This is a genomic window from Caulobacter sp. RHG1 (genome assembly GCF_013181195.1).
GTDB lineage: Bacteria > Pseudomonadota > Alphaproteobacteria > Caulobacterales > Caulobacteraceae > Caulobacter.
On record NZ_SMZP01000002.1, the window covers coordinates 204,576 to 224,683 of the forward strand.

Below are 20,108 nucleotides of genomic sequence, written 5' to 3' on the forward strand. Positions count from 1 at the left end.
TCTTCAGGTCAGGCGTTCGACGTCGCGCACGCGCACGTCGCGGCTGCGCACCGCGCGGACGGCCGCGCTGGGCGCCAGGCTGGAGCGCACACCGTCGACGCTGGCGCCCTGCACGTCGTCCAGCAGCACGGCCGGCCGCGCATCGGCCTTGTCGACCGTGAAGCTGACGTCGCGGATCTTGATATTGCGGGCATGGCGCACCCACAGCCCGTGGGCCGGGAACGTCTTCATGAAGCTGGGCTCCAGCGACGACTTGGGACGCTCCTCGATCTCGCGCACCGCATCCTCGCGCGTGCCGCCGCCGGCCGAGCGCACGTGGATGTCGGTAAAGCTGACGTCCTCGATCTGCCCGCCCGGCAGGCCGACCACGCCGCTGGCGTAAGGGCCCGGCGCGCCCGACACGTTGATGTTCGAAAACCGCACGCGGCGGACCTGCGAAGGGCCATTGCCCTCAGGCGCGCGATTGCGACCCGACAGGCGCACGAAGATCGGATGATTGACCGGATTGCGCAGCAGGATGTTCGAGAACGTCACGTCCTCCAGGATCCCGCCGTCGATCGCGCCCAACTGCAGGCCGCGGGTGTTCTCGCAGATGCAGTCGGCGATCATGATGTTGCGGAAGCCGGCTGCCGAGTCCGTGCCCAGCTTGATCCGCCCCAGCACCCCGATGTCATCCACCGACATGTAGGGCGACGGCTGATAGGTCCCATCCACGACCGTGCCCAGCAGGTAGCCGCTGGTCTTGCAGCCGATCACGCTGACGTCCTCGCAGAAGCGCGGCTCCTTCAGCGCCATGCTGCTCTTCAGGACGATGGCGTCGTCCTTGGGGGCGTTGACGATGCAGTTGGTGACCTTCACATCGCGGCAGGCGTCGATGTCGATGCCGTCGCGGTCGGTGTCGACGGTCAGGCCGTCGATGCGCACATTGGTCGAGCCCAGCACGTAGCAGGCGAAGTGGCCGCCCTGCAGGATGGTGAAGTCGCGCAGCAGCACGTTGCGGCAGCGGATCAGGCCGATGCCCTTGTTGCCGCGGCCCTCATAGGCCATCTCGCGCGGAATGGCCCGGCGGGCGGCGTCGGGGCTCAGCCCCTGCTCGGCCGGCGATTTCCAGCCGGCGATGCCGTGCCAGCGCGGCGCGGGACCTTCGCGGTCCAGGCCAATACCGTGGATCAGGCCCTTGCCAATGATGGCGACGTCGTTGACCCCGTCGCCATAGATCAGGCTGTTATGGAAGTGGCTGACGCCATAGTCCTGGAACTGCTCCTCGTAGACGCTCTCGGGCAGGTCGTAGCGGCCGGCGTGCTTGCGCGGATCGGCGGCCTCGATCACCGAGCCGTTCATCAGCACGATGGTCACGAAGCTCTTCAGGCGGATCGAGAAGCACAGATAGTGGCCAGCCGGCACGACGACCGTGCCGCCGCCGCCGGCAGCGGCGGCCTCGATGGCGCGGTTGATGGCGTCGGAGTCGATGGCGATGCCGTCGCCCATCGCGCCGTAGTCACGGACGTTGTGGAAGGCCTTCAGCGAACCGCTGGCCCGCACCAGGCTGGGGGTGGCGGCCATCGCCGCCCCGAGGCCCAGCGTCACGAACCGGCGGCTGAATTCCGCCTTATGGCCAAGCGCGTCGTCCGCCATGCCTCCCCGTCCCTTTTTGTTATCTAGAGGGCCACATGTTGTATGATGTATTATATTATAGCAACCCTGGAGCGTCCCTTAGGGATGCGTTTGAGCCAGGATCTCACGGGTAATCTGCGCCGGCGAGGTCACGCCGGTCAGGGCCATGGCCACGCGCATCTCGGCGGCGACCAACTGCAGCAGGCGCGTCACGCCGGCCTGCCCGCCGGCCGCCAAGGCGTAGATATAGGCCCGGCCCAGCATGACGCCGTCGGCGCCCAGGGCCAGCATCCGCACGACGTCGAGGCCCGTGCGCACGCCGCCATCGACCAGCACGGTCATCTGGCCGCCCACCGCCTCTGCGATCGCCGGCAAGGCTCGGGCGGAGGACAGAACGCCATCCAGCTGCCGCCCGCCGTGGTTGGAGACCACCACGCCGTCAGCGCCGAAGCGCAGGGCGTCGCGGGCGTCTTCCGGATCCAGAATGCCCTTGATGATGATCTGGCCGTTCCAGACGTCGCGGATCCACTCCAGGTCCTTCCACGAGATCGACGGGTCGAAGTTCTCGCCCAGCCAGCCGATATAGTCCGCCAGCCCCGTGGCCTTGCCGCGATAGGCCGAGATGTTGCCCAGGTCGTGCGGACGGCCGTGCAGACCCACGTCCCAGGCCCAGCCGGGCTTGAACACCGCCTGCTTCATCCGCCGCACGCCCGACCAAGGCCCGCTCATGCCCGAGTGAGGATCGCGATAGCGCGAACCGGGCACCGGCATATCGACGGTGAAGACCAACTTGGTCACGCCCAGCGCCATGGCCCGCTCCAGGGCGTCGCGCATGAAGGCGCGGTCCTTGAGGACATAGAGCTGGAACCAGATCGGCCGCCCCGAAGCTTCCGTCACCGCCTTGGCGTCGCAGACGCTAACCGTGGAGAGGACATAGGGGATGTTGGCCGCCGTCGCCGCCTTGGCGACCTGCAGCTCGCCGCGGCGAGCCGCCATGCCACCCAGGCCGATCGGGGCCAGCAGCACCGGCATGGCCAGGGTCTCGTCGAACAGTTTCGTTTCCAGGCTCAGCGCGGAGACATCGCGCAGCACCCGCTGGCGCAGGGCGACCTCGGCCAGGTCGTCGACATTGCGCTGCAGGGTCTTCTCGGCGAAGGCCCCGCCGTCGATATAGTCGAACAGGAAGCGTGGGAGACGTTTCTCGGCGGCGCGCCGGAAGTCGGTGGTCGAGGCGATGATCATGTCAGGCGACGCTTCTCGTCGAGCCGTAGCGTCAGGTCCGCATAGGCCGGCATGTCGGAAAGGATGTGGCGGGTCAGGCGCTCGTAATGCTGGATGAAGACGCCGATCTCGTCGTCGCTCATCGTCCGCGCTTCCTCGCCGACCCGAGCACGGAGTTCGTGCTCCTGCTGGATGCGCCAGTCGCGCACGACTTCGAACCCGGGCGCGGCCAGCAGAACCAGCCGGTCGATGCGGGCGAAGAGATCGGCATAGTCGGTGGCCAGGGCCTGGTTCACGAACCGACGCCACGTGGCGTCTGGATCACGCTTCGCCTCAAGGGCGTTGACCGGCGCCAATAGAGCCGCGTCGTCCTGGGCGCGGGCGCCGACGCACCAGCCTTCGAAGATCAGGACGTCCAGCGGCCCGTTCACCGGCGCTCCGGTCGACGCGGGATCATCCGTCGCCTTGTCGAAGCGCGGGAGCACCGCGTCTTGGCCTGCGCGTAGGGCGCTTAGCAAGCGAAGGCCCAGCGCGACGTCATGGGTGCCGGGAACGCCGCGGGTGGCGAACAACGGATGGACGACCTCGCCCAACCGCGCCCGCTCCGCATGGGAGAGATAGAGATCGTCGAGCGACAGCGTCGCGGCCCGCAGACCGCGGGCCGTCAACCGCTCAGTCAGCCCCTCGGCCAGGGTCGACTTGCCCGAGCCCTGCGCACCGCAGACGCCCAGGACGAACGGCCCGTCGCCGCGCCAGCCGTCCAGGGCCTGCTCGACAGCGTCAAGCGACGCGGTCAAGGGGCGGTTTTCCGTCGAAGAAGGCGTCGAGATTGTCGGCGACCTTCATGCCCATGGCCGTGCGGGTCTCCAGCGTGGCGCTGCCCAGGTGCGGCAGCAGCACCGCATTGGGCGCGGCCAGCAGCACCGGATCGACCTTGGGCTCGCCCTGATAGACGTCCAGGCCCGCGCCCGCGATGACGCCGTCGGTCAGGGCCTTGGCCAGGTCGTACTCGTTCACCACCGAGCCGCGGGCGGTGTTGATCAGAATCGACGTCGGCTTCATCCGCGAGAGCAGCGCGGCGTCGACCATGTGGTGGGTCTCCGCACCGCCCGGCGTGTGCAGTGACAGCACGTCCGAGGCCGCCGCCAGGCTCTCCAGGCTTTCATAGTAGGTCGCGCCGTCCTCGTCGGTCGCGCGGCGGCGGCTGTAATAGGCGATCTCCATCCCCAGCGCCGCCTTGGCCCGCAGAGCCGTGGCGCGAGCAATGCGGCCATAGCCCACCAACCCAAGGGTCTTGCCGGCCAGCGACTGGCCCAGCAGATGCGTCGGCCGCCAGCCCGCCCACTGACCGGCCCGCAGCTCGCGCTCGCCCTCGCCTGCCCGCCGGCTGGTCATCAGCATCAGCAGCACGGCCAACTCGGCTGTCGCATCGGTCAGGACGTCGGGCGTGTTGGTCACCACCAGGCCGGCGGCCTTGGCGGCCTCCAGGTCGATATGCTCGAAGCCCGCGCCGTAGTTGGCGATGATCTTCACGCGCGCGCCCGGCGCCGACAACACCTGCGCCGGGATCTTGTCGGAGACCGTCGGGCACAGCGCGTCGTACTCGGCCATCGCCGCCGTCAGCTGATCGATCGTCAGCGGCGTGTCGCTCGCGTTCAGGGTCACGTCGTAGCGCGCGGCCAGTCGGTCCTGGACGGCTTGCGGCCAGCGACGGCTGATCAGGATCTTCGGCTTCATCGTGGTCTCGTCTCAGATCAGGCCGCGACGGGCCAAGTTCCGCATCAGGTCCGCGACGCCGAACGTCCACGGCTCGCACACGTCGGTCGGGCGCACGCGATTGACCAGCGCACCCAGTTCGTCGCAGGCGATGCGGACCACGTCGTTCGTCGCGTGGGTGAATCCCTTGCCGCTTTCGTAGCGGTCCTCGACCGGCGCGAACAGGGTCCCCAGGAACAGCACCAGCCCGTCGGGGTAGCGATGATGTTCGTTGATGGCCTGGGCCACCAGATCGGCCGGCGCGCGGCTGATCTCGCTGAGCGACGAGCGGCCGCGCATGACGAAGCCGTCCTCGCCGGTGACGGTCAGGGCGATCTCAAGACGGCCCACAGTGTCGAGGTCGAAGGTCTCGTCGAACAGCCGCACGAACGGCCCGACGGCCGCGGCGGCGTTATTGTCCTTGGCCTTGCCCAGCAGCAGGGCCGAGCGACCCTCGACGTCGCGCAGATTGACGTCATTACCCAGCGCCGCGCCGACGATCCGGCCGGTGGACGACACCGCCAGCACTACCTCCGGCTCGGGATTGTTCCAGGTCGAGGCCGGATGCACCCCGACATCGGCGCCCGTGCCGACCGACGACATCGGCTGGCCCTTGGTGAAGATCTCGGCGTCCGGACCGATGCCGACCTCCAAATACTGGCTCCAGGCGCCGGCGGCGATCAGGGTCTCCTTCAGCGCCGCCGCCTCGGGCGAGCCGGGCTTCAGCCGCCGCAGATCGTCGCCGACCAGGTCGCGGATCTGACCACGCAGGCCCGCCGCCGCCGACAGATCGCCGCGCGCCCGCTCCTCGATCACCCGCTCCAGCATCGAGGTGACGAAGGTGACCCCCGCCGCCTTCACGGCCTGCAGGTCGATCGGCGACAGCAGCCAGGGCTTGGCGGGATCGCGCGTGTCGGGATCGGTATTGGCCAAGATGTCGGCCAACAGGCCCAAGTCCTCGCCCTTTGCGCCGCGCAGAGCGCCAGCCGGATCATCGGCCTCGCACAGGTCGCGGGCGGTCGGGAAGGTGCGCGACACGTCGGTCAGGCGATCGCCATCGACGCGGACCACGGCGGGGCCGGCGGGCGACCAGACGCGGCCAAACAGCAGGGCCCGCGTGTCGGCAGGCAGAATATCGGAAGGCTTCAGAGACATGGCTTACCGGCGGCGGAACACGGGTGGACGCTTCTCGGCGAAGGCCGCGCGGCCCTCGGCGGCGTCCTGGGTGGCGAAGCAGATGGTCTGCAGGTCGCGCTCATACTCCACGGCCTTTTCGTACGGCATGGCGTGGGCGGCCTTCAGGTTCAGCTTGGCGGTCTCGGCGGCGATCGGGGCCCGCGAGGCGATGATCTCGGCGAGGGCCACTGCGCGGGCCAGCAGGCTCTCGGGCGCGGTGACCTCGCTGACCAGACCCCACTCACGGGCGCGCTCGGCGTCGACGGGATCGCCGGTCAGGATCATCAGGGCGGCGTTCGAAGCCCCGATCGAATGGACCAGCCCCGCCGCCATGCCGCCGCCGCCGATCCAGCCCAGCTTGATCTCCGGCGCGGCGAACTTGGCGTTGGTCGAGGCGATGCGGATATCGCAGCTCATCGCCGTCTCCAGCCCGCCGCCCAGAGCGTAGCCGTTGACCGCGGCGATGGTCGGCTTGCGGCACAGACGCACCGCGTCGCAATAGTCGCCGCGATTGCGGAAGTCCCAGGGCGTCTCGTAGCTGTCCAGAGTGGCGATGTCAGACCCGGCGCAGAACGCCTTCTCCCCCGCCCCGGTGATGACCACGCAGCGGATGGTGTCGGAAGCGTCGACCTGCGCGATCGCCGCCTCGACGGCCTTGGCCATGTCGGGCGTGACCGCGTTCAGCTTCTGCGGGCGGTTCAGGGTGATGACGGCGACGTGGCCCGTCACCTCGAACAAAACGTCTTGGCTCATCGTGCAGTCCTCAGATCTCGGTGCCCGCCGGGCGGTGGCGCTCGAACTGCGCCAAAAGGTCGTCCAGCACCCGGTCGGCTGGTTCGCCGCCTTCGAGGCCCATGCGGATGCGTTGCGAGGCCGCCGTCTGGAAGGCGATGGCTCCATCGTGGCGCGGGCGCAGACTGGCGCCGTCCAGGGTGGCGTAGGTGTCGGCGTAGAACCCACCCCAGCGGGCGTTGACGGCCGGATCGCGCCAGGCGCTCTTGAGAGCCGGTTGGCCCTCGTGCTCCGGGATGAAGCCGCGCTGGGCGTCTTCCGACATCAGCCAGCGCAGGTGGTCCAGAAGCTCCGGCGTCACCTTGCACCAGCGCGAGACGCCGATCCCCGTGCCGCCCAGGATCGAGCCCACTGGCCCGTCCGCCATCACGCGCGGCGCGTCGGCGAAACCCAGGGCTCCGCCGGGCGCGTAGTTCACATAGCCGTAGACCAACGGACACAACGCGACGTCGTCATTGCGGCTCATATGCTCAAGGATGCCGATCGGGTTCAGCGGCCGCAGGGCCTGCGGGCTGTTACCCGCCAGCCGAACCAGCAGATCCCACGCCGCGCGCGCCTCGGCCCGATCACGGAACGTGCCGCCATGCGCCGCGCAGATCGACTGGAAGGTCAGGGCCGCGTGAGGCCCCGACAGCGACAGCACGACTCCGCCAGTCCCGGATAACCGAGCCACCTCTTCCCACAGCACCGGCGGCGCTTCGAGCCGATCCCGACGCCACGCCATGACCTGGGTGGCGGCGTCCTGTGGCAGCGCCCAGTGCTGGCCGGCATAGTGGTAGCTGGCCAGGCTCTTGCCCATGGCCGCGTCACGCCAAGTCGCGATCTCCTCGGGCGAAAACAGCTCTTCCAAAGGCCGCAGGCAGTGGGCGGCGACCGCCTCCCCGACATGCGGATGGTCCAGCACCACGAGGTCGTATAGCGCGCACTGCTCGCCGATCGGCCGCTCCTCGAAGCCCTCCAGCGAGTGGCGCTCCCAGGTCAGGGACAGACCGTCGCGGGCAGGATCGAGCCGGGCGGCCGCGGCTTCCAGAGCCTTGTAACCGCGCGGGTGATCCCAGGTCAGGCCGCGAAAGGCAGGCGCGGTCATGCCGAGCGGACCACGCCGGCCTGGATCAGGGCCTCGATGTCCTCAGGCGAGCGGCCGGCCTGCGCCAAGATCTCGCGCGTATGCTCACCGACCAGAGGCGCCCCGCGGTCGATCGTCGAGGGCGTCTTGGAGAACTTGATCGGGAAGCCCGGCGTCTTCACCCGGCCTTCGCTGGCGTGGTCGTACTCGACGAACGTGCCGTTGTGCGCGATCTGCGGGTCCTCGACGAGGTCGGCATAGCCGTAGACCGGGCCGCACCAGATGTCGTGCTCGCGAAACAGGGCCAGCCACTCGGCGCTGGTGCGATTGACCAGGCGCTTGCGGACGCAGGCGAAGATCTCGTCGCGATGCGTCCAGCTGTCGGTCTCGTCGTCCAGGTCGGCGAAGAACGGTTCCTCGATCAGCTTCCCCAGCGTCTTCAGCGAGGCCATGGCGATCGAGATGTAGCCGTCGGCGGTCTGGTACACGCCGTAGGGCGCGCGGATGTAGGTGTGGGCGTGCGGCTCGGCCGAGCGGGTCTGCGGCTTGCCGCCGACCGTGAACACCGACAGCTCCTGCATCTGGATGGTGGTGATGGCGTCCAGCATGTTGATCTGGACCAACTGCCCCTCGCCCGTCCGTTCGCGGTGGAACAGAGCCGCCAGCGCGCCCTCGAAGGCGGTATAGGCGGTGATGGCGTCGACCAGATACTGGCCGGCCGGCTGCGGCGGCTGGTCGGCCGACCCCGAGGACATCATCGCCCCCGACATAGCCTGTAGCAGCAGGTCCTGGCCGGGATAGTTCTTGTAGGGCCCGTCCTCGCCATAGCCCGACATCGACACATAGATCAGGCGCGGATTGATCTTCGACAGCGTCTCGTAGTCGACGCCCAGACGTTGGGCCACGCCGGGGCGATAGTTCTGCAGGAAGACGTCGGACGTCTTGACCATCTCCAGCAGCAAGGCCTTGCCCTCGGCGCTCTTCAAGTCGACGGCCAGCGAGCGCTTGTTGCGGTTCAGGGACAGGAACGAGACGTTGATCTGGTTGCCGCGCGCGCCGCCGGCCGAGACGTGGCGCTGCCATTCGCCGGTGGTCGGCTCGACCTTGATGACGTCAGCGCCCATGTCGCCCATGCGCTGGGCGGCGAACGGGCCGGCCATGGCGATCGAACAGTCGAGAACGCGGATTCCGCTGAGGATACCCATTGTAATCAAAGACCTTTTGGCTGGATCAGCTCATCACCCAGCCGCCGTTCACATGCAGCGTCTGGCCGGTGATGAAGCCCGCCGCGTCGGCGGCGAAGAAGGCGATGGCGTGAGCGATGTCGCCGACATGGCCGCGGCGCTTGATGGCCTGGCTGTCGAGGACGTGACGGGTGTAGCCCTCGGGATCGGGGTGGATCTTCTCGGCGTCGGTCGGGAAGGCCCCGGGGGCGATGGCGTTGACGGTGATCCCGTACGGCCCGAACTCGCGCGCCCAGGCCCGCGTCAGGCCGATCAGCGCGCCCTTGGAGGCGACATAGGGTGACAGGTTCGCCCACTCGCCGGAAATGGTGATGCTGGAGATGTTGAGGATGCGGCCGAAACCCTTGGCGCGCATGGACGGCAAGGCCTCCTGCACCGCCACGATCGCCGCGTCGACATTGATCCGCTGGACCAACTGGTGGTCCTCAATCGTGTAGTCCTCGAATGGTTTGGACGGGTAGATGGCGGCGTTGTTGATCACCACGTCGAAGCCGCCGACCTGGGCCAACAGCACGCGCAGGGCGGCGCGGAAGCCTTCCAGCTCAGAGAGGTCCGAAGTGGAGACGATCAGCTTGCCGGCCGAGACGTTCTCGGCGGCGGCCTTCAGAGCCGCGACCTTGGCCGGGTCGTTGTCGACGGCCACGACGGTGGCGCCGCGCGCCATCAATTGCAGCGAGGTCTGCTGGCCGAGACCGCCGGCCGCGCCGGTGTAGAGGATGACCTTACCGTCCAGATCCATGCTCAGCGCCCCCCGATGGCGGGATAGGCGCCGGACGGCGCGGGATAGTCCTCGGCCGGCTGGCGGGAGACGCCTTCGATGCGAGCCACGGCTTCGGACACCGACGCCGCATCCGGCAGGATGCGGAACACGCTGTCGTAGCGGCGCTCCTCGCCATGCTCCAACTGGATCAGCTCGCCCCGCTCGCGGGCGAAATCCTTACCCAGCACGTGGTTGGTCGAGGGCTCGATGCCCAGGGCGTAGTGGCCGGCATGCAAATTCTGCCATTCGTACATGGCCGGGAACTGCGACTTCAGGGTCTGGACCTCGAAGCCGAAGCCCAGGGCCTCGTTGACCAGGGCGACATTGACCTTGCCCTCGCCGTCGGGGGCCATGTCGTGCTGCCAGACCTGTTCGTGGAAGTTGCGGATCGGCGACGGCAGGGTGCGGTAGCCGACGCCCTGCTTCTGATAGTCCTCGCCCGCGTGCGATGCCCAGATCACGTCGCGGATCGGGGCCACGTAGCGCGAGCCCTCAGCCAGCACCGGATAGCCGACATTGATGTGATAACAGTACATGTGCGGCGTCGTGTAGAAGCCGTGATTGACCACGCGGTCGTGCAGGCGGATCTCGTCGGAGCCGACCGTCGCCTCGATCCGGCGGATCAGGTGCAGGTCCTCGCCGAACACCGTCGACTGCTGGACGACGCCCTCGGCCCACAGGATGCACGTGTCACCCTCCCAGCGCTCGCCATAGCCGGTCAGCCGGGCCGGGATCGTGCCGACGCGCCCATGCAGCGACGAACTGACGGTCTTCTTGGGGCCGTAGAAATAGTGCTCGGCCGGGTCGTCGTGCATGAACAGCACGTGATCCAGGCCGCAGGTGACCATCAGGCCCGAGAACGACCGGAACCAGGACAGGCCGCCCTCCCCTTCGTACTCATGCAAGCCCGGATGACGGAAGCCTGACGGCGAGTGCCAGCCAACCGCACGACCGCTGTGCTCGCACTCGGCGATATCCATGGCTCGGTCGATCAGGACGGTGAAACGCAGGCCCGTACCGGTGCGGAATTCCAGCTGCCGAACACCGCGCTCGACCCCGTCGCCCAGGGTCGACAGCCGCACGCCGGCGAACTGCGACAGCGCGCCGGTGCGCTCGGCCAGGGCGCGACGACTCACGCTTTCTCCGTACAACTGGACCACGCCTTGCCTCCCTGACACCGGCTCGGTAAGATAATATGTATGATGTTTATAAGGACCAAGATGATCCCGTCAACGACCTTGTCGAGGCCGATGTGAGCGCCACCACCCGACGCTGTTTCGCCGTCGACCTGCACGATGATCCGGCTCAGATCGCCCGCTATCGCGCTTGGCACGCGGCCGGCGGACCGCCCGCCGCGATTACTGCAGCCATTCGCGCCGATGATGTGCGTGAACTCGAGATCTGGCTCGTCGGCGACCGGATGTTCATGATCCTGGAACAGGGCGACCGGTACGACCCCGCTGCCAAGGCTGCTCGCGACGCCGCCAATCCGGATGTCCAGGCTTGGGACGCCCTGATGCGGACCTTTCAGAAATCCCTATCCTTCGCGCCTGCACAGACCTGGGTCGAAATGGAGCGAATTTACGCCTTGTCGGAACAGCCCTAGTCGAGGCTGCGCCTTAGCGATCCACGGCCTCTGCGGAGGAACGGCAGCGCCTGCCTTGGAGCCCTACTCGCTGGAATTCCGGATCACAGCGTGCGCTGTGCGCGTCAGAGGCGATAAACGCCAATGCAATCAGTGAGTAAATTCACATGACGAAGTTGGACTTGTGAATTTACGCAGACGAAGCCTGGAAAGCGGCCCATCTGACTTCAATAAGAGCCGTTAGGTCGTTGATTCCGGCTGCCAGGCAACGCCCTAGCTCAGGGCCGCCATGGCCAGGGCCGAGGGCGTAAAGCAGCTTTCAAGGAAATCGCCCACGGCACGGATGGCGGCGGCGTCCTGGACGTCCTCTGCAACGATCAGCCAGACCTCGCGCTCCAGCAACAGCCCATCGTCGGGCGCACGCGCCAAACTGCCCGACAAGGCCTCAGGCAAGGCCGCAACGCCAATGCCGGCTAGAGCCGCCGCCCGCCGCACCAAGAGGTCGCCGCTGCGAAACACCACCGCCCGGCGGCCCGCCTGCACCTTCAACCAGTCGGCTTCAGGCGACACGTCCTGCTCGGCCTCATCGTCGATGAACTTGAAGTCCGCGTCCTCACGGACATTCAGATAGCCCGGCGTAGCGAAGAGACCGAAACGCAATGCCCCCAGCTTGCGGCCGCCCTTGGCGCCGCCAGCCGGCCTTCCCCACTGGACAACAAGGTCCGCCTCGCCGCCGGCCGCGTCGAGGCGCAGCATCAGATCGGGATGGGCTTCTCGAAGCCTGGCCAGCTTTGGGGCGATCAGGACCGCCGACAGCGCCGCCGGCGCATGGACGACGATCTCGCCGGTCAGATTTATCCCGCCAGCGCGAGAAACACGCTCGATCGCCAGAGACTCGGTTAGCATGCGATCCGCCAAACGCGCGACATGCTCGCCGTCGCCGGTCAGGATGTAGGCTCGAGGCTTTCGCTCGACCAACTCCAGGCCCAGCTGCGCTTCCAGGGCGGCTATGCGGCGGGCGACGGTGACATGGTCGACCGCCAGGGTTCGCGCCGCCGCCGACAAAGAGCCGCGTTGCGCGAACACCGAAAAGTGCCTCAGATCCTCCCAGTCGAACACGTGTGCTTTTCCACATTTGAACGATAGAGTTGTGCAATTTATCGTTGTCATGCGCCGCGGGTGGCCGTCAAGCGCTCCTTAGGACGCCTCGATAAAGCCCTTGGCGCGTAGTTTCAGCGGCCCTGCACGCGGATCGTGCTCGAAGATCAGCCCGCCCTCGGCGCGTGATTGCTCGGGAATATAGTCGAAGGTGGCGCTGGCGGTCTCAGGCTCCGCGCCAGCCAGAACCCCCTCCACGGCGACCTGAGCAGCCGGTGCGCCGCCGTGATTGAAGGCCTCGATCTGGGCGACATAGCCGTAGGGCGTGGGCGTCACCTTCGTCAACCGCACCTCGATCGCCGGCGGACTGTCGACACCGAACGCCGCATCCCATGCCGTCAGGCCGATGGCCGTGGCCGCCAGACACAGACCGACTCCTGCCGCGGCCCACTCCAGCGGCGGAATGTCGTCCGTCGAAGCTTTCGACTTGGCTCTAGCCATCAAACGACCAACCGCGCGGTCGCCGCGCCCAAGGCGGCGGGGAAGCCCAGGACGATGGTCATGGTGGCGACCTCATGCGGCGCCACACCATCCGTCCGGCCAAACGTCCACAGCATGTAGAGACTGACCATCAGGGCCACGCCATAGCCCGGCGCGGTGAAGGCCACGAACGTGCGCCGAAAGCCGCCCGCCTCTCGCCGTTTGGTCTCCCCCGGAAAACCCAGACGATAGACATACAGGTGCAGCAGCACGATCGAGGCGGTCATCAGCAGCAGCGTCTGAAGCGGGCCCATCTGGTAGGCGATCAGGATCATTTCTTCGGTCGGGGCGACGTTGAAGGCCAGAAAGGTCGCGCCCACGGCCATCAGGAAAAGCTCGCCCACCGCTCCTGCCCTAGCCTTCTCCCCTCGGCCAGGCCCGCGCTCGCCCAACTGCTTTCCAGCCAGCAACGCGCCGATGGCGGCCGGCGCAGCGCACAGCGAGATCTTGCCCCACACGGCCTGCGAGCCGACGCCATCACCGCGCAGCACGCCAAACATCCCCAGAAGCGCCGCCGACAGCAGAAATCCGACCCCGAACGCCGCCAGGGCGTCCAGCACTTCATCCTTCAGCCGGAAGGTCGATTCAAAGCCGGCGTAGTACGAAAGTCCGATCAGCATCGGGATCGTCAGCACCAGGAATATCACGAGCCGCCAGCGATCGACCGTCATACCCAAAGACCACATCTCCATGGTCATCAGCAGCGGGAACGAGAACAGCAAAGCGCCGCCGAACGCCCGCGCTAGGGCGGCGCCATAGTCGAGATTGGCGTCCCTGGCGGCGTTCACTAGCGCATCCTCCCCAAGCTTCCGACCAGCCAACGGCCAGGCTTGGCGGCCGGTTCCTTCGCATATCCAGCGGGAACGGCCCCGTCGCCCGGGGATTTGCCAAGGGAGCGCCACCGGAAAGCCCGCCATATGCAAAATGCCGACCGTCTATGGCTGCCCTATTGCGGAGCGGGGCCGACCCCAGCCGAGCTGTGGACGCGCTGGAATCTCGAACCGGTGGCCTTGACGCTGATCGCTGGCCTCGGCGCAGCCCTGATCGCTTTCTCGCCGAGCCGCCGCCACCTCGCGTTCGCCGCGATCGCCGTCCTGCTGGTCATCTTCGTGTCGCCGCTGTGCGCCCTGAGCTCGGCGCTATTTTCGGCTCGGACGGCGCATCACGTGCTGCTGACCGTCGCCGTCGCACCGCTGATCGCCTGGGCTCTCCCTCTTTCGAAAGGCAAGCCGCACGTCGCGGCGACCACCCTGGTCTTCGCCACAGTGTTCTGGGGCTGGCATGCTCCTGCCGCCTATGGCTGGGCGATGTCGAATGACCTGGCTTACGCCCTGATGCAGGCCAGCCTGCTGGCCAGCGCCGTCGCCGCCTGGCGCGCCGTCCGCGCCGCGCCGCCGCCCGCCGCCGTCGCGGGCCTGCTCGCAGCCATGGTTCTGATGGGCCTGCTGGGTGCGATCCTGACCTTCACGCCGCGCGCCCTCTACGCGCCGCATGCCCTGACCACCACTGCCTGGGGCCTGCCCCCGGTCGCGGACCAGCAATTGGCAGGGCTGATCATGTGGATCCCGGCGGCAGCGGTCTATCTGGTCTTCGCCCTATGGCTCCTGAGCCGGCTGCTACGGCCTCAGCCGAGCGCGCAGCCCGCATGATCGACCGGTTGATCGAGAACATCTTCGAATGGGCCGCCGGTCATGCCGACGAAGGGCGCTATTCGCCGGTGGCCATCGCCTTCCACTGGACCATGGCCGGCCTGGCGATCTTCCAGCTGGGATGGGGTTTCTGGATGGGTCGGGCGCCCGCCGGGCCGGGCATGATGGCCGCGTACGAACTGCACTTCGCGGTCGGCATCCTGATGCTGGTCCTGGTGCTGGGACGGCTGGGCTGGCGCGCCTTCGCGCCCGACATCATCAACGACGCCGACAAGCCGGGCTGGGAGAGCGCCGCCGCCCACATCACCCACTACGTCTTCTACACTTGCTTGTTGGGGCTGCCCCTCAGCGGCTGGGCGATCGTCTCAGCCACGGCGCGCGAGACCGAACTGACGCTGCTGGGTGTGATCCCATGGCCACTGATGCCGCTGGGGGCGCTCAGCAATCCGACCCTATGGGCCATCGAGGCCGCCGCCGAATGGATGCATTGGGGCCTGGTGCTGAGCCTGCTGGCGCTAATCCCCATCCATGCGGGGGCGGCGCTGAAGCATCACTTCATCGATCGAGACGACGTCCTTCACGGGATGCTGCCGATCGCCCCGCAGCTGCCGCCGCGGCGGACGCGCTGGCAGCGTCGCTGGCGGGCGCTGGAGAAGCAGGTCGCTGCTCTAACCAGGCCGCTAAGGCGCCGATCTCTTCAGAAGTAAGCTTGCGGGCGATGTCGGTCATGGCCGCGCGGGGGTCGTTGCGGCGCTTGCCCGCCCGCCAGCGATCCATTTGCTCGCGGGTATAGGCCGCCGGCTGACCGGCCAGCACCGGCTGCCCTCGACCGACACCCTCGCCGCCAGCGCCGTGACAGGATGCGCAGGCCGTCAGTCCACGCGCGGGATCGCCTTCGCGCCAGATGGCAGGCGCAGGGATGGCGCTGGCGTTCGAGCGTCTGGGCGCCAGGCCAGCATAGTAGGCGACCACCGACCGGCGGGCGTTGTCGTCCAGCGCCTTGGCCACGGCGGTCATCACCGGATCCGGGCGGATGCCCGAGGCGTAGTCCTCCATCTGCTTCTGCAGATAGCCCGCGTCGAGACCCGCCAGGCGCGGAACCGAGACGCCGTCGCCTTCCCCATCCAAGCCGTGGCAAGCAAAGCAGGCGTTGGAGGCCCCGCCGGCCCCGCCGCTCATGGCCGTCACACGCCCGGTGGCGGTCAGGGCCTGGTCGGTCCGACTGACAGGCCGGTCACAGGCCGTTGCCGCCATCAAGGCGGCCAGGACGAAGAGAAGCTGGGAAGCGCGCACAACGGCTAAACCGGCCTGCCGCGGCTCAGTTCCCATGATCGCTTCCGGAACCTTGGCCACGCCGGCGGGTTGAGGCTGCGTTGAGTTTCTGTGGGGATGGCGTGCGCGGAACGGCTGGAGCAGCGATGATCGGCCTGGCCAGTGCGGGCCTGGCCGCCTGCGTCGAGAAGGGTCCGGAAGGGCCGCAGATCACCGGCGCAGATCCGGCGCGCGGCTTGGCCCTGGTCGAAAGCCACGGCTGCGGCGCATGCCATGTCGTTCCCGGCGTCGACTGGCCCAAGGGCCAGGTCGGCGGCCCATTGAAAGGCTTTGCCGACCGCGCCCTGATCGCCGGCAAGCTGCCCAATCAACCCGACGTGCTCGTGCGCTGGCTGCGCGATCCACCGGCCCTTTCGCCCGAGACTGCCATGCCCGCTACGGGGCTCACCGAAGTCCAAGCCCGCGACGTCGCGGCCTATCTCTATACGCTCGATGACCAATAGGACCGCCCACGAGAGCCTGGCCGGCTGGCCGCCTCCAGTGCTGGATCCGGCCGGCCCATTCGCGGAACCGTTGAACACCCTGACCTGGGGCCTTCTGGCCATGGCGGCCGGGGTCACGCTCGTGGTGCTGGTCGCCTTGGGCGTGGCGCTGTTCGGCCCGACCGCCTGGCGCCGCAAGCTGGGCGGCGAGACGCTGATCTGGATCGCCGGCCTGGGCTTTCCGTTGGTGGTGCTGAGCGCCCTGCTGATCTGGGGCCTGTCGCTGACCAACCGCTTGGCCGAAGCCCCCCAACCGGGCGACCTGCGCGTGCGGGTCACCGGCGAGATGTGGTGGTGGCGTGTGGCTTATCTGGACGAGACGGGCCGCGAGGCGTTCCAGGACGCCAACGAGATCCACATCCCCGTCGGCCGCCCGATCGCCTTCGAGCTGGAGACCACCGACGTCATCCACAGCTTCTGGGTGCCGCGCCTGGCGGGCAAGCTGGACATGATCCCCGGCCGTCGCAACGTGCTGCGCCTGCAGGCCGACAAGCCCGGGACCTATGCCGGCCAGTGCGCCGAATATTGCGGCGGCGCCCACGCCCTGATGGCCTTCGTCGTCGTCGCTCATGCGCCCGAGGACTATGAACGCTGGCGGGCTCAGACCAGCCGACCAGCTATCGTGCCCGTCCAGAGCACCGGCGCGGCCGCCTTCGATCGCGCCGGCTGCGGGGCTTGCCACACCGTGCGCGGGACCTCCGCCAACGGCGTCGCCGGGCCGGACCTGACCCATGTCGGATCCCGCCAGACTTTGGGCGCAGGCGTGCTGCCCAACAATGCCGGAACCATGGCCGGCTGGATCGCCGACAGCCAGGCCATCAAGCCCGGCAACCGCATGCCGGCCTACCCCGTCCTGACGGGTCCGGAGCTGCGCGCCATTTCCAGCTATCTCGAGAGTCTGAAGTGAGCGCCGTCGAAGAGCCCTCGGAAACCGGCTTCGACCGCACGCTCTACGATCGCTTCCCGACCAAGGGCCGCCGGCCCAAGGGCGAGGTCGAGGCGCTTGAGGAGATCTGGTGCGGCCCCAAGGGCTGGCAGTGGATCACGGTGATCAACAACAACTATGTCGGCGTCTATTACGTCGGCGCGGCCATGCTGTTCTTCGTGCTGGCCGGCGTGCTGGCCCTGGTCATGCGCACCCAGCTGGCCCTGCCGCTGCAGGGCGTGCTGTCGCAGGAGACCTACAACCAGGTCTTCACCATGCACGGCACGGTGATGATGTTCCTTTTCGCGGTGCCCGCGGTCGAGGCGCTGGGCGTGCTGCTGCTGCCGCAGATGCTGGGCGCGCGCGACCTGCCCTTCCCGCGCCTGTCGGCCTACGCGTTCTGGGCCTATCTGATCGGCGGACTGGCGTTCTTCTGCTCGATCTTCTTCGGCCTGGCGCCGGATGGCGGCTGGTTCATGTATCCGCCCCTGACCTCGACCACCTATTCGCCGGGGATCAACGCCGACTTCTGGCTCCTGGGCATCGGCTTCATCGAGATCTCGGCCATCGCCGGGGCCATCGAGATCATCGTCGGGGTGCTCAAGACCCGGGCTCCGGGCATGAGCCTGGACAAGCTGCCGATCTTCGCCTGGGCCATGCTGGTCTTCGCCGGCATGATCATCATCGCCTTCCCCTCGGTGATCCTGGCCACCACCCTGCTGGAACTGGAGCGGGCGTTGAACTGGCCGTTCTTCGACGCGGCGCGCGGCGGCGACCCGATGCTGTGGCAGCACCTCTTCTGGTTCTTCGGCCACCCGGAGGTCTACATCATCTTCCTGCCGGCGGCGGGCGCGATGTCGACCATGGTGGCGGCCGTGTCGCAGACCAAGCTGGTCGGCCACTGGATGGTGGTGCTGGCTTTCCTGGCCACGGGCTTCATCAGCTTCGGGGTCTGGGCGCACCACATGTTCACTACGGGCATGCCCGGGACCGCGATCGGCGTGTTCTCGGCCGCCTCCATGGCGGTGAGCCTGCCCGCCGGGGTGCAGGTCTTCTCGTGGATCGCCACGGTGGCCTCGGGGAAGATGAAGTTCAACACGCCCGGCCTCTTCGTGCTGGGCTCGCTGCTGATCTTCGTAATGGGCGGGCTGACCGGCGTGATGGCGGCCATGGTCCCGTTCGACTGGCAGGCCCACGACACCTATTTCATCGTCGCCCACCTGCACTACGTGCTGATCGGCGGCATGGTCTTCCCGCTGTTCGCGGCGATCTACTACTGGACCCCGATGAGCTCCAGCCGGCCGCTCAGCGAGCACCTGGGCCGGTGGGTGTTCTGGCTGATGTTCGCCGGCATGCACCTGGCCTTCCTGCCCATGCACCTGTCGGGCCTGATGGGCATGCCGCGCCGGGTCTGGACCTATGCGCCGGGCCGGGATCTTGAGATCCCCAACCTGATCTCGACTGTCGGAGCGTTCCTGTTCGCCGTCGGGGTGCTGGTCTGGATTATCGACATGTGCCGCAACTTCCGCCCGTTCGGGGCCAGCGCCGGCAACCCCTACAATGGCGGCGGGCTGGAGTGGCTGCCGTCCGAGCTCTATTCGATCCGCTCGATCCCGGTGGTGACCTCGCTCTATCCAGTCTGGGACCAGAAGAACCTGGCGCGTGACGTCGTGGCCGGTCGCTACTTCCTGCCCGGCGCGCCGACCGGCGGCCGCGAGACTCTGGTCACCAGCCCGCTGAACGCCGAGCCGCAGCACCTGCTGCCAATGCCCAAGCCGTCGGGCTGGCACGTCTGGGCGGCGGTGTTCACGGCGGGGTTCTTCCTGCTGCTGACGATCCAGGCCTATGCCGCCTCGGTGATCAGCGCCGTGCTGGCGATCGTCTGCGTGATCCGCTGGTGCTGGTTCCTGGATCACCCCCTGCCCCAGGCCAAGGTCGATGTCGGCGCGGGTATCCAGCTCAAGACCTATGACAGCGGCCCGACCAGCACCGGCTGGTGGGCGATGGTCATCACCCTGGTGGTCGCCGGCATGGTGCTGGCGATGAGCGTCTTCTCCTATGTCTTCCTGTGGAGCCGGTCGACAGCGCCGTGGCCCGCGCCCGTGAACCTACTGCCAGCCCTAACGACTGGCGGCCTGAACCTGGCGGCCATCGCCCTAGCCTGGCTGGCCAACCGCATGATGAAGCGCCCACTACTGGCGACTTTGCTGATGGTGCTGGCCGGCGCCGCCGTCGCAGCGGCGTGGGGCCTGGACCTCAACGGCTGGCGCGAGGCGGGCCTGAAAGCGTCGATGAGCGCCCAAGGCGCGATCGTCTACGCCATGCACGCCTGGCAAGGCTTCTTCGTCGGGGTCAGCGCCCTGATGGCGCTGTACGTCGTGCTGCGCTGGGCGTTCGGCTATGTCGGCTCCGACCGGCCGGCGACGATGCAGCTGATCGGACTGTTCCTGGCCTATGTCGCCGCCCAGGGGCTTGTGCTGCTATGCCTGCCGCGCCTGCTGGCCCTGGCCGCGCCATGAGCGGCTGGAGCACCATGTTGGGCGGCCTCGCCATCTGGCTGCTGCACTTCGGCCTCGTCTACGCCGTCCCCAGCCTGGATGCGATCAGGGCGATGAAGCCACAGACGCTCCACACCCTTCACGACGTCTCCACCGCAAGCTGCTTCGGGATGGCCCTTGTCCTCGTCATCGGTTGCTGGCGCGGCGCGGCTCAAGCGCCGCCGGAAAAGGCGTTCCGCGAACGGTTGGGTTCCTTGGGCGCGGCCGTCGCGGCGGTGGCGATCCTGTTCCAGGCGGCCCCCGACTGGATCGGCCGCATCTGACAGCTTGCCACGCGCCAAGCGATCGCCGAAAACTCCCAGTAAGCCGAT

The 20,108-nt window shown here is 67.8% G+C and carries 20 protein-coding genes and 1 pseudogene; 7 read left to right on the forward strand and 14 right to left on the reverse strand.

Features of this window, described 5'->3' with window-relative positions:
• Positions 1 to 3 precede the first annotated feature (3 nt).
• From E1H18_RS27170 to E1H18_RS04855, 10 genes are all read right to left on the reverse strand, one after another.
• Positions 4 to 1,635, reverse strand: a complete 1,632-nt coding sequence (locus E1H18_RS27170; protein WP_172264234.1) for a glycoside hydrolase family 28 protein — start codon at positions 1,633 to 1,635, stop codon at positions 4 to 6.
• 78 nt (positions 1,636 to 1,713) lie between these two features.
• A complete protein-coding gene (gene lldD, locus E1H18_RS04815; protein ID WP_172264236.1) occupies positions 1,714 to 2,856 on the reverse strand; it encodes an FMN-dependent L-lactate dehydrogenase LldD in 1,143 nt (380 codons plus the stop codon).
• Complete coding sequence (locus E1H18_RS04820; RefSeq protein ID WP_172264238.1) at positions 2,853 to 3,632, reverse strand: kinase; 780 nt, start codon at positions 3,630 to 3,632, stop codon at positions 2,853 to 2,855. Before E1H18_RS04820 ends, lldD begins: the two co-directional genes overlap by 4 nt.
• Positions 3,616 to 4,572, reverse strand: a complete 957-nt coding sequence (locus E1H18_RS04825; RefSeq protein ID WP_172264240.1) for a D-glycerate dehydrogenase — start codon at positions 4,570 to 4,572, stop codon at positions 3,616 to 3,618. The genes E1H18_RS04820 and E1H18_RS04825 overlap by 17 nt, the downstream gene beginning before the upstream one ends.
• Before the next feature lie 12 nt (positions 4,573 to 4,584).
• Positions 4,585 to 5,739 (reverse strand): fumarylacetoacetate hydrolase family protein, encoded by a 1,155-nt coding sequence (locus E1H18_RS04830; RefSeq protein ID WP_241735924.1) that lies wholly within the window; start codon positions 5,737 to 5,739, stop codon positions 4,585 to 4,587.
• 9 nt (positions 5,740 to 5,748) lie between these two features.
• Positions 5,749 to 6,519 carry an enoyl-CoA hydratase/isomerase family protein gene (locus tag E1H18_RS04835; RefSeq protein WP_172264244.1) on the reverse strand — a complete coding sequence of 257 codons (771 nt, stop codon included), beginning with the start codon at positions 6,517 to 6,519 and terminating at the stop codon, positions 5,749 to 5,751.
• A gap of 10 nt (positions 6,520 to 6,529) precedes the next feature.
• On the reverse strand, positions 6,530 to 7,645 hold the full coding sequence (locus E1H18_RS04840) for an ABC transporter substrate-binding protein (protein ID WP_172264246.1): 1,116 nt from the start codon (positions 7,643 to 7,645) through the stop codon (positions 6,530 to 6,532).
• On the reverse strand, positions 7,642 to 8,829 hold the full coding sequence (locus tag E1H18_RS04845; protein ID WP_172264248.1) for a CaiB/BaiF CoA-transferase family protein: 1,188 nt from the start codon (positions 8,827 to 8,829) through the stop codon (positions 7,642 to 7,644). The genes E1H18_RS04840 and E1H18_RS04845 overlap by 4 nt, the downstream gene beginning before the upstream one ends.
• A 25-nt stretch (positions 8,830 to 8,854) precedes the next feature.
• Positions 8,855 to 9,607, reverse strand: coding sequence for an SDR family NAD(P)-dependent oxidoreductase (locus E1H18_RS04850; protein ID WP_172264250.1), 753 nt, complete (start codon positions 9,605 to 9,607; stop codon positions 8,855 to 8,857).
• A gap of 2 nt (positions 9,608 to 9,609) precedes the next feature.
• Positions 9,610 to 10,764, reverse strand: coding sequence for an aldose 1-epimerase family protein (locus E1H18_RS04855; RefSeq protein ID WP_370526425.1), 1,155 nt, complete (start codon positions 10,762 to 10,764; stop codon positions 9,610 to 9,612).
• Between the two features lie 116 nt (positions 10,765 to 10,880).
• Here E1H18_RS04855 and E1H18_RS04860 point away from each other — a divergent pair, with 116 nt between their 5' ends.
• Positions 10,881 to 11,234, forward strand: a complete 354-nt coding sequence (locus E1H18_RS04860; protein ID WP_370526426.1) for an L-rhamnose mutarotase — start codon at positions 10,881 to 10,883, stop codon at positions 11,232 to 11,234.
• Between the two features lie 252 nt (positions 11,235 to 11,486).
• Here the strand turns inward: E1H18_RS04860 and E1H18_RS04865 are convergent, their stop codons facing one another.
• The 3 genes from E1H18_RS04865 to E1H18_RS04875 form a co-directional block, all read right to left on the reverse strand.
• Positions 11,487 to 12,332, reverse strand: coding sequence for a LysR family transcriptional regulator (locus tag E1H18_RS04865; RefSeq protein WP_172264256.1), 846 nt, complete (start codon positions 12,330 to 12,332; stop codon positions 11,487 to 11,489).
• A 78-nt stretch (positions 12,333 to 12,410) separates the two neighbouring features.
• A complete protein-coding gene (locus E1H18_RS04870) occupies positions 12,411 to 12,812 on the reverse strand; it encodes a hypothetical protein (protein ID WP_172264258.1) in 402 nt (133 codons plus the stop codon).
• Positions 12,812 to 13,639, reverse strand: a complete 828-nt coding sequence (locus E1H18_RS04875; protein ID WP_370526427.1) for a TIGR02587 family membrane protein — start codon at positions 13,637 to 13,639, stop codon at positions 12,812 to 12,814. Before E1H18_RS04875 ends, E1H18_RS04870 begins: the two co-directional genes overlap by 1 nt.
• Positions 13,640 to 13,768: 129 nt before the next feature.
• Between E1H18_RS04875 and E1H18_RS04880 the strand changes: the two genes are divergently transcribed.
• On the forward strand, positions 13,769 to 14,500 hold the full coding sequence (locus E1H18_RS04880; RefSeq protein WP_172264262.1) for a cytochrome c oxidase assembly protein: 732 nt from the start codon (positions 13,769 to 13,771) through the stop codon (positions 14,498 to 14,500).
• Positions 14,497 to 15,207, forward strand: a complete 711-nt coding sequence (locus E1H18_RS04885) for a cytochrome b (RefSeq protein ID WP_241735896.1) — start codon at positions 14,497 to 14,499, stop codon at positions 15,205 to 15,207. The genes E1H18_RS04880 and E1H18_RS04885 overlap by 4 nt, the downstream gene beginning before the upstream one ends.
• 16 nt (positions 15,208 to 15,223) lie before the next feature.
• Here E1H18_RS04885 and E1H18_RS26645 read toward each other — a convergent pair.
• Positions 15,224 to 15,829: pseudogene (locus tag E1H18_RS26645) on the reverse strand (cytochrome c); the annotation flags it as partial.
• Positions 15,830 to 15,918: 89 nt separating this feature from the next.
• Between E1H18_RS26645 and E1H18_RS04895 the strand changes: the two are divergent.
• Genes E1H18_RS04895 through E1H18_RS04910 form a run of 4 tightly spaced genes read left to right on the forward strand, consistent with a single transcriptional unit; the run spans position 15,919 to position 20,060 of the window.
• Positions 15,919 to 16,275, forward strand: coding sequence for a cytochrome c family protein (locus E1H18_RS04895; RefSeq protein WP_172264266.1), 357 nt, complete (start codon positions 15,919 to 15,921; stop codon positions 16,273 to 16,275).
• Entirely contained in the window at positions 16,265 to 17,221 is a 957-nt protein-coding gene (gene coxB / locus E1H18_RS04900) for a cytochrome c oxidase subunit II (RefSeq protein ID WP_172264268.1), read from the forward strand. The genes E1H18_RS04895 and coxB overlap by 11 nt, the downstream gene beginning before the upstream one ends.
• The gene (locus E1H18_RS04905; RefSeq protein WP_172264270.1) at positions 17,218 to 19,758 is read left to right on the forward strand and encodes a cbb3-type cytochrome c oxidase subunit I; all 2,541 of its coding nucleotides are present in this window, start codon (positions 17,218 to 17,220) and stop codon (positions 19,756 to 19,758) included. The genes coxB and E1H18_RS04905 overlap by 4 nt, the downstream gene beginning before the upstream one ends.
• A complete protein-coding gene (locus E1H18_RS04910; RefSeq protein ID WP_172264272.1) occupies positions 19,755 to 20,060 on the forward strand; it encodes a hypothetical protein in 306 nt (101 codons plus the stop codon). Before E1H18_RS04905 ends, E1H18_RS04910 begins: the two co-directional genes overlap by 4 nt.
• Positions 20,061 to 20,108 lie beyond the last annotated feature (48 nt).

Excerpts from the sequence above, each read along its gene's own strand:
- E1H18_RS04870 (WP_172264258.1), bottom strand. The coding sequence starts at position 12,812 with ATGGCTAGAGCCAAGTCGAAAGCTTCGACGGACGACATTCCGCCGCTG.
- E1H18_RS04840 (WP_172264246.1), bottom strand. The coding sequence starts at position 7,645 with ATGACCGCGCCTGCCTTTCGCGGCCTGACCTGGGATCACCCGCGCGGT.
- lldD (WP_172264236.1), bottom strand. The coding sequence starts at position 2,856 with ATGATCATCGCCTCGACCACCGACTTCCGGCGCGCCGCCGAGAAACGT.
- E1H18_RS04825 (WP_172264240.1), bottom strand. The coding sequence starts at position 4,572 with ATGAAGCCGAAGATCCTGATCAGCCGTCGCTGGCCGCAAGCCGTCCAG.
- coxB (WP_172264268.1), top strand. The coding sequence starts at position 16,265 with ATGACCAATAGGACCGCCCACGAGAGCCTGGCCGGCTGGCCGCCTCCA.
- E1H18_RS04910 (WP_172264272.1), top strand. The coding sequence starts at position 19,755 with ATGAGCGGCTGGAGCACCATGTTGGGCGGCCTCGCCATCTGGCTGCTG.
- E1H18_RS04835 (WP_172264244.1), bottom strand. The coding sequence starts at position 6,519 with ATGAGCCAAGACGTTTTGTTCGAGGTGACGGGCCACGTCGCCGTCATC.
- E1H18_RS27170 (WP_172264234.1), bottom strand. The coding sequence starts at position 1,635 with ATGGCGGACGACGCGCTTGGCCATAAGGCGGAATTCAGCCGCCGGTTC.
- E1H18_RS04880 (WP_172264262.1), top strand. The coding sequence starts at position 13,769 with ATGCAAAATGCCGACCGTCTATGGCTGCCCTATTGCGGAGCGGGGCCG.
- E1H18_RS04845 (WP_172264248.1), bottom strand. The coding sequence starts at position 8,829 with ATGGGTATCCTCAGCGGAATCCGCGTTCTCGACTGTTCGATCGCCATG.
- E1H18_RS04885 (WP_241735896.1), top strand. The coding sequence starts at position 14,497 with ATGATCGACCGGTTGATCGAGAACATCTTCGAATGGGCCGCCGGTCAT.
- E1H18_RS04850 (WP_172264250.1), bottom strand. The coding sequence starts at position 9,607 with ATGGATCTGGACGGTAAGGTCATCCTCTACACCGGCGCGGCCGGCGGT.
- E1H18_RS04895 (WP_172264266.1), top strand. The coding sequence starts at position 15,919 with ATGATCGGCCTGGCCAGTGCGGGCCTGGCCGCCTGCGTCGAGAAGGGT.